The sequence below is a fragment of the Dietzia timorensis genome (assembly GCF_001659785.1).
Classification (GTDB): Bacteria; Actinomycetota; Actinomycetes; order Mycobacteriales; family Mycobacteriaceae; genus Dietzia; species Dietzia timorensis.
In genome coordinates this window covers 1,977,143-1,990,734 of record NZ_CP015961.1, presented here as the reverse complement: position 1 = coordinate 1,990,734, position 13,592 = coordinate 1,977,143, and the positions used below count along the sequence as shown (strand labels likewise).

Genomic DNA, 13,592 nt, shown 5'->3' with positions numbered 1-13,592 from the left:
CGAAGAATTCGTTAGGGGTGTGTTTATTGTTCGTGCAGCAGCATGGTGAGTGCGCGGGCGTTGTCTCCTTCGGCGGCGAGATCGATACCGGCCTTCGACGCCGCGCGGCGAAGCGATTTCACGTCATCGATGTTCGCGCGCGAGGACACAAGCGCTCGAGTGAGCGCGCCCTTGTAATTCTTGTTGAAGTGGGTGATCACCTTGCGGCTGCCGTCGGGCAACACGCTGACCACGTCGACCGTCACAGCACCGGGTACTGGTCCGAGCGCGCGATAGCCCCCGCTGCGCAGGTCGACGACGAGCTCCTCCCCGAAATCCGCCACTGCCTCGGTCAACGGTCCTGCCCACCGGCTCCGTAGGGTGCCGCCTTTCGGCAATGACGACGAGGCGCTGAGCCTGTAATGCGGGATCTGATCGTCGGCACCGACGAGACCGAATAACGCCGAGCCCACGAGAATGGTGCTGCGTGCGCGGTCCTTGCGAGCCTTGGTCAGGGAGCCGAAGTCGAGGGCGTCGTACAGGACGCCGGTGTAGCGCGTAATCGCCGGTGCCGTCGGGGCGGACAGCAGCTCGGCGTTGGCCTCGAGCTCGGCCGGCGCCTGTTTCTCCGACAGGCCGAGCGCCTTCGCGGCAGGCGCTGCGGGTCCTGCGCACAGTGCGGACAGTTCGGAGATGAGATCGCGGCGCAGCGACGTCATCCCGTGGTGTTCGGCGAAGTGCATCGCCTCGACGTCGAGGGGAGCCCCCGAACCGCCGAAGGACTTTGTTTCCGAAGGGGGAAGCAGAATACGCACGATCGTCAAGAATAGTCGCGCGGCGAATTGCGGGGTCTGGTGGGCGGCGGGGCGGCGCTGCGGATAACCTGGGTAACCGTGATTGAGCGCCTATCTCATTTGTTCCTCCGTACCCTTCGCGACGATCCCGCCGATGCCGAGGTGATCAGCCATAAGCTGCTGGTTCGTGCCGGTTATGTGCGCCGGGTCGCGCCAGGTGTGTACTCCTGGCTGCCGCTTGGCCTGCGCACTCTCCGCCGCATCGAGGACATCGTGCGCGAGGAGATGAACGCCATCGGCGGCCAGGAGATCCTCCTGCCCGCTCTGCTGCCGCGCGAGCCGTACGAGAAGAGCAACCGCTGGACGGAGTACGGCCCGTCGCTGTTCCGCGTCAAGGACCGCAAGGGCGCGGACATGCTGCTCGGCCCGACGCACGAGGAGCTGTTCACGCTCACCGTGCAGGGTGAGTACTCCTCCTACAAGGATCTGCCCGCGACGCTGTACCAGATCCAGACGAAATATCGCGACGAGGAACGTCCCCGAGCCGGCATCCTGCGCGGCCGTGAGTTCGTGATGAAGGACTCGTATTCCTTTGACGTCGACGATGCCGGGCTCGACCGGTCGTATGAGGCACACCGCGGCGCGTACCAGCGCATCTTCGACCGCCTCGGAGTGGACTACGTGATCGTCAAGGCAACCTCAGGGGCGATGGGCGGTTCGGCGTCGGAGGAGTTCCTCGCCGTCGCTCCCGCCGGCGAAGACACCTTCGTCCGCTCGACCGGCGGCGACTACGCCGCGAACGTTGAGGCGGTGACGACCCCGGCCCCCGAGGCCCTGGACTACGCCGCCACGCCCGAGGCGGTCGTGCACGACACCCCGGACGCGACGACGATCGACGCGCTGGTCGAGTGGGCCAATGCCGCTGACCTCGGCCGTACCGTCACGGGAGCCGACACGCTCAAGTGCGTCATGGTGAAGGTCACCGAGCCCGGGAAGGAGCCCGAACTCGTCGGCATCGGCGTGCCGGGCGATCGCGAGGTGGACATGAAGCGTCTCGAGGCCTCATTCGAACCCGCGACCGTGGAGCTCCTCGACGAGGAGGACTTCAAGAACAATCCGTTCCTGGTCAAGGGATACATCGGTCCCCGCGGGCTCGAGCGCAACGAGGTTCGGTTCCTTGTAGACCCGCGCATCGTTATGGGCACGGCGTGGATTTCCGGCGCCGATGAGCCGAACCGACACGTCGTCGATCTCGTCTGCGGACGCGACTTCACCCCGAGCGGCACCATCGAGGCCGCAGAGGTGCGCGAGGGCGATCCGGCGCCGGACGGCTCCGGCACATTGACTCTGCAGCGCGGAATCGAGATCGGCCACATTTTCCAGCTCGGCCGCAAGTACACCGACGCCTTCGGTTTCGACGTTCTCGGTGAAGATGGCAAACCGGCGCGGGTGACGATGGGTTCCTACGGCATCGGCGTGTCCCGCCTGATGGCAGTTCTTGCCGAGCAGCGCGCGGACGGGAAGGGGCTGTCGTGGCCGGCCGCGGCGGCACCATTCGACGTGCACGTCGTCATCGCGAACAAGGACGAGGAGGCCGCGCGCGGCGCCGAGGAGCTCGCGGAGGCCTTCGACGAGGCAGGACTGCAGGTCTTGTTCGACGACCGCAAGGCCTCGCCGGGCGTGAAGTTCAAGGACTCCGAGCTCGTGGGCATGCCGTGGGTCGTCGTGGTCGGACGCGGCTGGTCCGAGGGCACCGTCGAGCTTCGCGAACGCGCGACCGGCGAGGTCACTCAGGTCCCCGTGGACGGTGCCGCCGATGCGATCATCGCGACGCTGCGTGGCTAGGAGCGCATTCGCGGCCGCGGGCTCCCCGCCGGACGACTGCTACAGGCCGGGAAGCGGGGAGAACGGGGCTCCGGGGATGATGTTACGCCACCTTGCCATCTGGACCGTCGCCTTCTCCAAGGCCTCGGCCGCGAAAGCGCGCTGCTCCTCTGTCTGATCCTCGGCGGCCAGTTGCGAGGCCCAACCCTCGCATGCATCCGATTCGAGTCTGACGGCGAAGATCAGCGCATCCCACGACGTCTCGAGCGCTTCGCTCGTGCTGTATCCGGCCTCCGCCGGGGGAGCCTCCGGCCAAAGCAACTGGGCGCGGTCCGCGAGCGAGCGGTGCTGTTCGAGCATCCGCCGGCACGCGGCGTTGATGGACGAATCCGCGAGCGGGAGGATGAGCCCATAGCCGTAGGCGGCCGCGTGTTCGGAGCGGATGCCGTCGAAGTTCGTCATGTATGCGTGAGCTCCCTTTTTCCTCTTCGTCCTACTGCGTCAGGCCCAGCGCCACGCCGAGCGAGACCTGGGCCAACGCGCTACATGCAGCGCCGACCGAGCCGGCCAGCGCGCTCGGGTAACCCTCGAGGATCGCTGCGGCTTCCCGGGCCGTCCGGCTCGAGGCCGTGAGCGCCTCGACGACCTGATCCAGTGTGGCCGGCTCGCCGCTCTCCGGGGCAGGGGCGGCCGTGTCTTCACCCTCGCCTTCACCTTCGGAGTATTCTTGCGGCAACTCCTCTCCGGCGGCCTTGAGAGCCTCGACGAGCGCATCGCGGTGCACGGTGCGCGCCTCGATTACGCGATCGAGGGCGCCGTATTCAGCGGACTCGGGGCCGAACTGTTCGCGCGCAGATTCCGCCAGTGCGATATCCGAACGCGACATACGCCACGAATCCACGAGCACGTTCTGCTGCTCGGAATCGAGCTCCCCACACCCGGCGACCGAACCGCCGACGACCGCGATACCCGCTGCGAGTCCGACGAGTTTGAACAGTTCGCGGCGGGTCGGCCCGGGACTGTGCCTCATCGTGAATCTCCTCGGTTCGGTTCGTTTGGGGAGCGGTCGGTGCCGGGAGGCACCTTACGGCCATTCCATCGCACTTGTTTACCGCCTGCGGGTGCGTGGCCCTGTGAGGCGGGGCCGGTAAGCTCGGCACTCATACGAGCATACGAAAGGGGCGGTGAGTCGTGATTCTCTCCGAACAGGACCGAGCCACCATCGAGGCGATCGTTTCCCAGTTCGGCCTGGACGTCGACCGCATCGACGATTCGGGCACGTCCGAGGGGGCCGCCAGCGTGAAGATCATCGTCGACGGCGACAATCCGGTCGGGCTCGACGAGCTTGCCGAGATTTCGAACGCGCTCGACGCACCGTCGCAGGGGTGGGGATCGACCGAACAGAAGGTGATCCTCGAGGTATCGAGCCGGGGAGTGGGCGCACCGCTGGAAACGCCGAGGCACTTCCGCCGCGCACGGGGCAGGAAGGCCGAGATCGCGTTCGCCAGCACGGATGCGCTCTCCGACGTCATTGGCGAGAAGGGGAGGGGACACAAGGCGCGGATCGGTGACGTCGACGAACCCGGTGGGCGCGTGTGGCTGGTTTTCAAGGCGGGAAAGAGCCTGCACGCGCAGTGGGTCGGCCTCGGTGACATCGAGCGCGCAGTGGTCCAGGTAGAGTTTTCCTCTCCACCACAGGACGAGATCGACCGGTTAGTGGCAGACTCATAATTCGAGAGTCTTTTGGCTAGGAGACGGAAGCTGCAATGAATATAGACATGACGGCCCTCAAGCTGTTGAGCGCTGAACGAGAAATCTCTCTCGAGGACCTTCTTGTCACATTGGAAAGTGCGCTTCTGACGGCGTACCAGCACACTCCCGGCGCCCAACGGCCCGCGCGCGTCGAGGTGAACCGCAAGGCGGGTTCGGTGCGAGTGCTCGTTGCGGAGCTCGACGACGAGGGCAACCAGATCGGCGAGTTCGACGACACGCCCAGCGATTTCGGCCGCGTCGCCGCGTCCACCGCCCGCCAGATCATCATGAACCGCTTGCGGGAAGCGGATTCGGCGAAGACGTACAACGAGTTCCAGGCGCGTGAGGGAGAGATCATCTCCGGCGTGATCCAATCGGATGCGCGCGCTAACGACCGCGGCATCGTGGTCGTCCGGCTCGGGCCCGAAAGCGGCGGCACCGAGGGCACGATCATGCCTTCGGAGCAGGTACCCGGCGAACGCTACCCGCACGGCGAGCGCATCAAATGCTTCGTCGTCGGCGTGACGAAGGGGCCGCGGTCGACGACGATCAATCTCTCCCGGACGCACCCGGACCTCGTCCGCGGGCTGTTCCGTCTCGAGGTGCCCGAGATCGAGGACGGATCGGTGGAGATCTCGTCCATTGCGCGCGAGGCCGGGCACCGGTCGAAGATCGCGGTGTCCGCTCACGTCAATGGTCTCAACGCCAAGGGCGCGTGCATCGGGCCAATGGGTGCGCGCGTACGCAACGTGATGGCCGAACTCGGCGGCGAGAAGATCGACATCATCGACTGGGACTCCGATCCCGCGATCTTTGTGGGTAACGCCTTGTCGCCATCGAAGGTCGTCTCGGTGGATGTCGTCGACGAGGTCAACAAGGCCGCCCGCGTAGTAGTGCCCGACTACCAGCTGTCGCTGGCGATCGGGAAAGAAGGGCAGAATGCCCGACTCGCGCATCGCCTCACGGGCTGGCGCATCGACATCCGCTCCGATGCCGACACCTCCGATCCCATTGAGGTACCGGGCGTCGATTAAGTCATCTGGTCGAATTCGCGGTAAACTCAGCTTCTGCGACTTTTACCGGAAGGTAAACGGAACGCTCGATGAGTTGCCGCCGCAGAGGCGGACCTATTAGGCGTGCCGCGAAAACCGGCCTAAGGTCGTAACTGGTGGATTCGGAATCGAGGAAGGGCGAGTCACTTGAGTGATTCACAGCCTGCGAATCGATGTGGCCCCGTACGCACGTGCGTGGGTTGCCGCCGAAGCGAGCCGGTTTCCGGCGACCTCGTCCGCGTGGTCGCCGTGGAGCACGGTTCGGCGATCGTTCCCGACCGGCCAGGGACTATGGACGGTCGCGGAGCCTGGGTTCACCGCAATGCCGACTGCGTTCGGACCGCACTCGAGCGGAAGGCCTTTCCGAGGTCGCTTCGCGTGGGACTGAATGCCGACGTTTCGGCGTTAAACGAGTTTGTCGCCCGGCTATGTGGCGACCAGACGATCCCTCCTGCGTCAGACGCAGGGGAGGAGGAGTGAAGAAATGGACCGCAACCGATGAGAACACCGTGAAGTCGAAACGATGAACGGATATCGGAAAGCATTAGGGGCTTGAAAGCGACCTGCCATGTCGCCTTCTAGTCCCTACAGGACAGGAGAAAAGTGGCAGGAAAGCCCCGCGTCCACGAGATCGCGAAAGAGCTCAACGTAACGAGCAAGGAGGTCTTGGCGAAGCTGCGCGAGCAGGGAGAATTCGTCAAGTCCGCATCGTCGACCCTGGAAGTTCCGGTGGTTCGGCGACTCAGAGAGGCATTCCCCGAGTCCTCGGGTGGCGCCTCCGCATCGGCCGACAAGGCCCCGGCCAAGTCGGCGAAGTCCGATGGGCCGAAGCCCGGCGCAAAAAAGGCCGCGCCGAAGGCCACCCCGTCCGCGGCCACACCGGGCCCGAAGCCGTCCTCGGCAAAGCCGGTTCCGGCCGCGAAGCCCGGCCCCGCGCCGGCGGAAAAGCCGTCCCCCGCGAGCACTCCGAAGCCCGCGGCGGCCAAGCCGGCGGCTGAGGCGACTGCGGACGCCGCGCCGAAGCCCTCGAGCGAGGCTGCACCCAAGCCCGGCGCTCGCCCCGGACCGAAGCCGGGTCCGAAGGTGCCGCGCGTCGGCAACAATCCCTTTTCCACCGGCGGCCAGTCTGCTCGTCCCGCGCCCCGTCCGGCGCCGGGGCCCGGCGGACCCCGCCCCGGACCGGGCGGACAGCGCCCGGCCGCCGGCCAGGGCGGACCTCGCCCGCAGGGTGGCGCTCGTCCCGGCCAGGGAGGGCCCCGTCCGGGCGCCCGCCCCCAGGGTGATCGTCGTCCTCAGGGCGGCGGCCAGGGTGGTGGACCTCGCCCGAACCCGGCGATGATGCCTGCGCACCCGAGCCCGGGCCAGATGCCCGAACGGGTCAAGCCGGCAGGCCGCGGCCGTCCGGGCGGTGGCGGTCGCCCCGGTGGCGGCGGTGGCGGTTTCCGCGGCGGAGGACCCGGTGGACCGGCTCGTCCGGGCGGTGGCGGTCGCCCCGGTGGCGGCGGTCGCGGACGCGGCGGCGCGGCCGGTGCGTTCGGTCGCCCCGGTGGCGCACCACGTCGTGGACGTAAGTCGAAGCGGCAGAAGCGCCAGGAATACGATTCGATGCGCGCACCCGAGGTGGGCGGCGTTCGGCTTCCGAACGGTAACGGCCAGACCGTCCGCCTGGCACAGGGCGCATCGCTCGCCGACTTCGCCGACAAGATCGACGTCAACCCGGCGCAGCTCGTCCAGGCTTTGTTCAACCTCGGCGAGATGGCCACGGCCACGCAGTCGGTGAGCGAAGAGACGCTGCAGCTCCTCGGCGAGGAGATGGGCTTCAAGATCCAGGTCGTCTCTCCGGAGGACGAGGATCGCGAACTACTGGAATCGTTTGACCTCACCTACGGCGAGGATGACGGCGGCGATGAGGAGCTCGAGAAGCGTCCCGCGGTCGTTACCGTCATGGGTCACGTCGACCACGGTAAGACCCGACTCCTCGACTCAATCCGTCGAGCGAACGTCGGTGACGCCGAGGCCGGTGGTATTACCCAGCACATCGGCGCGTATCAGGTGACCACCCCGGTCAACGACGAAGACCGCACCATCACGTTCATCGATACCCCGGGCCACGAGGCGTTCACCGCCATGCGTGCCCGTGGTGCGAAGTCGACCGATATCGCGATCATCGTTGTGGCGGCCGACGACGGAGTCATGCCGCAGACGGTGGAGGCGATCAACCACGCCCAGGCTGCGGATGTACCGATCGTGGTCGCGGTGAACAAGATCGATAAGGAAGGCGCCGACCCGGCGAAGATCCGCGGTCAGATGACCGAATACGGACTCATCCCCGAGGAGTACGGCGGCGAGACGATGTTCGTCGACATCTCCGCCCGCAACGGTGAGAACATCGACAAACTTCTCGAAGCCGTCGTGCTGACCGCTGATGCAACGCTCGAGTTGTACGCCAACCCGGAGATGGACGCCCAGGGCGTCGCGATCGAGGCTCACCTCGACCGCGGCCGCGGGCCCGTCGCGACGGTCATCATCCAGCGCGGTACGTTGCGCGTCGGCGATTCGATTGTCGCCGGCGACGCCTACGGTCGCGTGCGACGGATGGTGGATGAGCACGGACAGGACGTCAAGGAAGCCGGTCCCTCGCGCCCGGTTCAGGTCATCGGCCTGACCAGCGTATCCGGTGCCGGCGACACCTTGATGGTGGTCGACGAGGACCGTATCGCACGCCAGATCGCCGATCGACGCAATGCGCTCAAGCGCAACGCGCAGGCGGCTCGCAAGCGTAAGCGGATCAGCCTCGAGGACCTGGATTCGGTGCTCAAGGAAACGAGCCAGCTCAACCTCATCCTCAAGGGCGACAACGCCGGTACGGTCGAAGCTCTCGAGGAGTCGCTTCTCGGAATCGAGATCGACGACGAGGTCGAACTGCGTGTCGTGGACCGCGGTGTCGGTGCTGTCACCGAAACGAACGTGGATCTCGCGGCCGCATCCGATGCGATCATCATCGGCTTCAATGTGCGTGCAGAGGGTAAGGCGACCGAGCGAGCCAACCGCGAGGGCGTCGAGATCCGCTACTACTCGGTGATCTACCAGGCCATCGACGAGGTCGAGTCGGCGCTGAAGGGCATGCTCAAGCCGATCTACGAGGAGTCCGAGCTCGGCAAGGCGGAGATCCGCCAGCTGTTCAAGTCCTCCGCCGTCGGTACGATCGCCGGTTGCATGATCACCGAGGGGCGCGTCCGGCGTCACGCAAAGGCGCGGCTCGTTCGCGACGGAAACGTGGTCTCCGATTCCATCGAGATCAAGACGTTGCGTCGCGAGAAGGACGACGTCACCGAGGTGCGCGAAGGCTTCGAATGTGGTCTGACCGTGTCCTACCCGGACATCCAGGTCGGAGACTTCATCGAGGCGTACGAACTGGTCGAAAAGCCCCGCGACTAAGCGTAGGTTTTTTCGACAACGGGACTAGACCGGCGGGGCCGCGGGCGCGAGAGCGCAACCGCGGCCCCGCCGGTGTTGCCGCCCTTTACCGCCCGTCATCGGGCATCATGAGCTTTTGAGCACACAGCAGGAGAAGGAAATGAACGAACGCGCGCGTGCGGGCCGCTTGGCCAAGCGCATTGCCGAGATCGTCGCCACCGCCATCGAACATGAGATCAAGGATCCTCAGCTCGAATTCGTCACAGTCACCGACGCGCGCCTGACCGCGGACCTGCGCGACGCGACCGTGTTTTACACCGTGCGCGGCCGCACCCTCGACGAGGAACCGGACCACGAGGCCGCGGCCGCGTCGCTGGAACGCGCCAAGGGGCGCCTGCGGAGCATCGTCGGTCGCCAGACCGGCGTGAAGTTCACGCCGACCCTCGCGTTCCAGGCCGACACGGTTCCCGACGCCGCGCGGCAGATGGAAGACCTGCTCGCGAAGGCCCGCGAGAAGGACGAAGAGGTTCGCCGCACCGCCGAGGGAGCGAAGCCGGCGGGCGAAGAAAACCCCTACAAGCTCGACGAAGACGAGCAGTAGCCGAAGCCGCCTCGTGCACGACGACCAAAGATCCGAGGAGCGCACTCGCCCGTCTTCCTTCGGGAAGACTCTCTTCGGCCTCGCCTTGCCGGTGTTGCCGGTTCTTGCGGCGGAGCCGATTTACTTATTGGTCGACGGCGTCGTGGTCGGGCGCGTCGGGTCGACCGAATTAGCGGCTCTCGGCGTAGGTTCGCTGCTGCTCACCCTTCTGGGCACGCAGATGAACTTCCTGTCATACGGGACGACGGCGCGCGCAGCGAGATTTTTCGGCGCCGGCCGCACCGACCTCGCCGTGCGGGAGGGGCTACAGGCCTCCTGGATCGCCGGTGGAGTCGGCCTGGCAGTGGTCACCGTCCTGCTCGTGTTTGTGGGACCAATTACCGGGGCACTGACCCCAGATCCACACGTTGCGCAGATGGCGCGGAACTGGCTGCACATCGCGGCCTGGGGCATTCCGCTCATCCTCCTCACCGCAGCGGGAAATGGTTGGATGCGCGGCGTCCAACGAACCCGCGGACCCCTGGCCTTTGTGGTCGGAGGGATCGCGGTGTCCACCGCCCTGTGTTTCGCGCTGGTCCTCGGTCTCGGGCCCTTCCCGGAATTGGGCCTCCAAGGCTCCGCCATCGCCAACGTCGTCGGCCAGGCATGCGCGGCGTCGGGCATGCTGGCCGCGCTCTTCGCGCAGAAGCATCGCTACGGCCTGTCGCTTCGCCCGCTGCCCGACGTCATCGCGACACAGCTGCGTCTCGGCGGGAACCTCATCGTCCGAACGGCCGCATTCCAGGTAACGTTCTTCGCCGCCACCAAGACCGCCGGGGAAGCGGGAAACGCGACACTCGGCGCCCATCATCTGGGTGGACAGGTGTGGAACCTGATCTCCCTGGTTCTCGACTCCGTGGCGATCGCAGCCCAGGCCGTCGTTGGCCAGGCCCTCGGCGCCGAAGATCGCGAGCGCGTTCGGCGCTTCACCAGACTCACCGTCACGTGGTCCCTGGGGCTCGGCGTCGTGCTTGCGATCGCCATCGCCGTGTTGCACGGTCCTATCGTGTCGCTACTTACTTCGGACCCGGAAGTGGCCGAACGCTTCCGCGTAGCCGTGTTCGCCGCGGCGCTCCTGTGTATTCCGGCGTCGGTGGTGTTCGGCCTGGACGGCGTCTTGCTCGGGGCCGCCGATGCCGCCTTCCTGCGCAGACTCACTGTGGTTACCGCGCTGGGGTGCTACTTACCGGTGCTCATTGCCACGCACTACTTTGGGTGGGGGCTAGAAGGGATATGGGCCGGCCTAGGCGCATTCATCCTCGGCCGGCTCGTCGGTGTCGCACTTCGGGCTCGTTCCGACACGTGGATGCGGATGGGAACGCCGCAAGGAGGGAGCACATGAGCTCGAAGCCGCACGACAACAGCGCTGATCCCGCCGTCGATGCGGGCGACCCCGCGTCGATCGCAGCTGCAGCGGAATACCTGCTGGCAGGAAGAGCCCGCGCATTTGATCCCGCCGAGGACGACCCGGCGGAAGTCGACGCAGTCGCCACCATCGGCGCCGGGCCGGGCCACCCGACGTTGCGGGCGGTCGCCGACCTGCACGCCGCGAGCCGCGGTAATCGCTCGGTGGTCGCGGGCCTTCGGCCAAGCCACCCCGGCGACTGGCTTATCGTCGCCGGCGACGTGGCCGAGCGCCTCGCCGATATCGCCGACGTTCTCGCCACCCTCGCCGAGCGATTCGCGCGTGTCATCTGGGTTCCCGGGAACCACGAACTGTGGGGAGGACGCATCGGCCTCGACGGCCTTGCCGCGCCCACGCGATACGCCGTCATGGTCGACATCTGCCGCCAGTTGGGAATCGACACCCCCGAGGACCCGTATCCGCTGTGGGAGGGTGCAGGCGGCCCCGTACGCATCGTCCCGTTGTTCCTCCTCTACGACTACTCGTGGCGACCGGACCCCCGCGCGAGCAAGGCCGAGGCGCTCGCCGCAGCACGGGAGCGCCGAGTGGTCGCCACCGACGAATATCTCATCGACCCTGCGCCGTTCCCATCCGTATCGGCCTGGTGCTCCGAGCGACTCGCGGAAACGACGCGCACGCTCTCTCGCCTCGACCCGGACATGCCGACGGTGCTCATCAATCACTGGCCGCTCCACCGCGAGCCGACCCGCATGCTGTTTCTCCAGGATTTCGCGATGTGGTGCGGCACCGAACACACCAGCCAATGGCCACTGCGCTACCGAGCGCAGACGTGTGTCTACGGGCACCTACACATTCCGCGCAGCCACATCGTCGACGGCGTCCGCTTCGAGGAAGTCTCGCTAGGCTATCCACGCGAATGGCAGCGGCGCGGATTCCCCGTACCGCTGGCCCGCCAAATAGTTCCGGTACCGCCGGACCCGCCTGTGCGGTGGCTGGATGACGGCGAGGGACCTCATATCGCCGGGCCGGACGAAACCGGACGACCGTTCCGCGAGGACATTACCGACGATCAATGGGCAGAGGTGGCCGGGAAATGAACGACGCACGCGGTACCACGGGCGACATGCTGCGCTCGGTGTTCCCCGACGGCGTGCGTGTGTCGTCCTGGGACGAGCTGCTCGCGGCGGGACGGGACGAGGATGCCGCGATCGAGAACCTGTGGCCGGCCGAGGCCGAGGCGAGCGCGACGTACGCGCCCCGGCGGCGCGCCGAGTACGCCTCGGTTCGCGATTGCGCGCGAGAAGCACTTCGCGGGGAGGGGATCGAGCCGGCGGCGATCGTGAAGGGGCAGCGCGGCGCCCCGATGTTCCCGCCGAACGTGGTCGGAGCAATGACCCACACCGACGGTCTCCGAGCTGCGGCGATCGCCAGGCAGGAACGGTTCCGCAGCCTCGGCGTGGACGCCGAACCCCACGAGGGGCTTCCGCCCGGCGTCCTCGACGCCGTCTCGCTCCCATCCGAGCGGGACTGGGTGCGCGCCGTGCTCGCCGGAGAACCGCAGCTGCGCGTGGACAAACTCCTCTTCAGCGCCAAGGAGGCCACGTACAAGGCGTGGTTCCCACTCACACGTCGGTGGCTGGGTTTCGAGGACGCCGAGTTGTCCTTCGACACCGAGGACATATCCCGCACGGCTACGGGGATACGGGCGCGGGGGACCTTCGTGTCGCGAATTCTCATCGCGCCCGACGTCATCGACGGGGGTACGCCGCTGCGGGCGTTGAGTGGCCACTGGGCGATCGACTCGGGGTTCGTGGTGGCCGCTATAGCCGTAGAGCAGCCTGCGCCCGTTAGGCTGTGACAATGTCCGGAAAAGCGAAACCTCAGCGCCCGGCGCCACCGGCGGGAATCGTCGTGGTCGACAAGCCCACCGGGCTTACCAGCCACGACGTCGTCGCGCGGTGCCGACGATTTTTCGGAACCCGCAAGGTCGGGCACGCCGGGACACTTGACCCGGACGCGACGGGAGTGCTTGTCGTGGGGATCGAACGCGCGACCAAACTCCTCGGCCACCTCGCGCTGACGAATAAGTCCTACGACGCCACGATCAGGCTGGGGGCGGCCACAAGCAGCGATGACGCCGAAGGGGAGATTATCTCCGGGGCTTCCGCCGCCAATATCGACGAGGCGGACCTCGGGGCAGGAATCGCCGCGTTGACCGGCGAGATCATGCAGCGCCCCTCCGCGGTCTCCGCGATCAAGATCGCGGGAAAGCGCGCCCACGAACGCGTCCGCGAGGGGGAGAGCGTCGAAATCCCGGCCCGCCCGGTCACCGTCCACCGTTTCGACATCCTCGATAGCACGGCGAATGGCGAATACCTCGACGTCGATGTCAGGGTCGACTGCTCCTCGGGAACCTATATTCGCGCGCTCGCCCGCGACCTAGGCGAGGCGTTGGAGGTCGGAGGGCACCTCACCGCGCTGCGCCGTACACGAGTGGGGAATTTCGATCTGTCCGTGGCGCGAACGCTCGACGAACTCGAGGGAACCCCGACTCTGTCGGTGCCGCTCCACGACGCCGTGCTCGCGAGCTTCCCGCACCGCGATATCTCGGCGGCCGAGGCCGCGGGCCTCGCGCACGGCAAATGGCTCGAGACCGTGGGCAACTCGGGAACGGTGGCCGCCGTCGATCCGGATGGCACGCCGATCGCGTTGCTGGTCGAATCCGGTAGGCGGGCGGCTTCGGTGTTCCTCGTCGACCCGCAGTAGGT

Annotated in this window: 13 protein-coding genes; 10 read left to right on the top strand and 3 right to left on the bottom strand. The window is 66.7% G+C overall.

Annotated features, from left to right (window positions below):
* Positions 1-23: 23 nt before the first annotated feature.
* Positions 24-794 (bottom strand): YaaA family protein, encoded by a 771-nt coding sequence (locus BJL86_RS09100; protein WP_067471735.1) that lies wholly within the window; start codon positions 792-794, stop codon positions 24-26.
* Positions 795-872: 78 nt separating this feature from the next.
* On the opposite strand from BJL86_RS09100, the gene BJL86_RS09095 reads away from it, so the two are divergent.
* The gene (locus tag BJL86_RS09095; protein ID WP_067471733.1) at positions 873-2,618 is read left to right on the top strand and encodes a proline--tRNA ligase; all 1,746 of its coding nucleotides are present in this window, start codon (positions 873-875) and stop codon (positions 2,616-2,618) included.
* Between the two features lie 39 nt (positions 2,619-2,657).
* Here the strand turns inward: BJL86_RS09095 and BJL86_RS09090 are convergent, their stop codons facing one another.
* Both BJL86_RS09090 and BJL86_RS09085 read right to left on the bottom strand, forming a co-directional pair.
* Complete coding sequence (locus tag BJL86_RS09090) at positions 2,658-3,059, bottom strand: DUF4439 domain-containing protein (RefSeq protein WP_067471730.1); 402 nt, start codon at positions 3,057-3,059, stop codon at positions 2,658-2,660.
* A 31-nt stretch (positions 3,060-3,090) separates the two neighbouring features.
* The gene (locus tag BJL86_RS09085) at positions 3,091-3,627 is read right to left on the bottom strand and encodes a hypothetical protein (RefSeq protein ID WP_067471727.1); all 537 of its coding nucleotides are present in this window, start codon (positions 3,625-3,627) and stop codon (positions 3,091-3,093) included.
* Positions 3,628-3,788: 161 nt separating this feature from the next.
* Between BJL86_RS09085 and BJL86_RS09080 the strand changes: the two genes are divergently transcribed.
* The 9 genes from BJL86_RS09080 (at position 3,789) to truB (ending at position 13,590) form a co-directional block, all read left to right on the top strand.
* Positions 3,789-4,328, top strand: a complete 540-nt coding sequence (locus BJL86_RS09080; RefSeq protein ID WP_067471723.1) for a ribosome maturation factor RimP — start codon at positions 3,789-3,791, stop codon at positions 4,326-4,328.
* Between the two features lie 35 nt (positions 4,329-4,363).
* A complete protein-coding gene (gene nusA, locus BJL86_RS09075) occupies positions 4,364-5,383 on the top strand; it encodes a transcription termination factor NusA (protein WP_067471720.1) in 1,020 nt (339 codons plus the stop codon).
* Between the two features lie 213 nt (positions 5,384-5,596).
* Positions 5,597-5,881 (top strand): YlxR family protein, encoded by a 285-nt coding sequence (locus BJL86_RS09070; RefSeq protein WP_257787306.1) that lies wholly within the window; start codon positions 5,597-5,599, stop codon positions 5,879-5,881.
* 123 nt (positions 5,882-6,004) lie between these two features.
* Positions 6,005-8,839, top strand: a complete 2,835-nt coding sequence (gene infB / locus BJL86_RS09065) for a translation initiation factor IF-2 (RefSeq protein WP_075844928.1) — start codon at positions 6,005-6,007, stop codon at positions 8,837-8,839.
* A 139-nt stretch (positions 8,840-8,978) separates the two neighbouring features.
* Complete coding sequence (gene rbfA / locus BJL86_RS09060; RefSeq protein WP_067474212.1) at positions 8,979-9,419, top strand: 30S ribosome-binding factor RbfA; 441 nt, start codon at positions 8,979-8,981, stop codon at positions 9,417-9,419.
* A gap of 13 nt (positions 9,420-9,432) precedes the next feature.
* Positions 9,433-10,800: an MATE family efflux transporter gene (locus BJL86_RS09055; RefSeq protein ID WP_067474216.1), complete on the top strand. Its 1,368-nt coding sequence runs from the start codon at positions 9,433-9,435 to the stop codon at positions 10,798-10,800.
* On the top strand, positions 10,797-11,921 hold the full coding sequence (locus tag BJL86_RS09050; RefSeq protein WP_082908480.1) for a metallophosphoesterase family protein: 1,125 nt from the start codon (positions 10,797-10,799) through the stop codon (positions 11,919-11,921). Before BJL86_RS09055 ends, BJL86_RS09050 begins: the two co-directional genes overlap by 4 nt.
* Positions 11,918-12,682, top strand: a complete 765-nt coding sequence (locus BJL86_RS09045) for a 4'-phosphopantetheinyl transferase family protein (RefSeq protein ID WP_231887190.1) — start codon at positions 11,918-11,920, stop codon at positions 12,680-12,682. Before BJL86_RS09050 ends, BJL86_RS09045 begins: the two co-directional genes overlap by 4 nt.
* A 2-nt stretch (positions 12,683-12,684) precedes the next feature.
* On the top strand, positions 12,685-13,590 hold the full coding sequence (gene truB, locus BJL86_RS09040; protein ID WP_067474219.1) for a tRNA pseudouridine(55) synthase TruB: 906 nt from the start codon (positions 12,685-12,687) through the stop codon (positions 13,588-13,590).
* Positions 13,591-13,592 lie beyond the last annotated feature (2 nt).

Coding starts and splice junctions, on each gene's coding strand:
- BJL86_RS09090 (WP_067471730.1), bottom strand. CDS start 3,059: ATGACGAACTTCGACGGCATCCGCTCCGAACACGCGGCCGCCTACGGC.
- BJL86_RS09085 (WP_067471727.1), bottom strand. CDS start 3,627: ATGAGGCACAGTCCCGGGCCGACCCGCCGCGAACTGTTCAAACTCGTC.
- nusA (WP_067471720.1), top strand. CDS start 4,364: ATGAATATAGACATGACGGCCCTCAAGCTGTTGAGCGCTGAACGAGAA.
- rbfA (WP_067474212.1), top strand. CDS start 8,979: ATGAACGAACGCGCGCGTGCGGGCCGCTTGGCCAAGCGCATTGCCGAG.
- BJL86_RS09050 (WP_082908480.1), top strand. CDS start 10,797: ATGAGCTCGAAGCCGCACGACAACAGCGCTGATCCCGCCGTCGATGCG.
- BJL86_RS09045 (WP_231887190.1), top strand. CDS start 11,918: ATGAACGACGCACGCGGTACCACGGGCGACATGCTGCGCTCGGTGTTC.
- truB (WP_067474219.1), top strand. CDS start 12,685: ATGTCCGGAAAAGCGAAACCTCAGCGCCCGGCGCCACCGGCGGGAATC.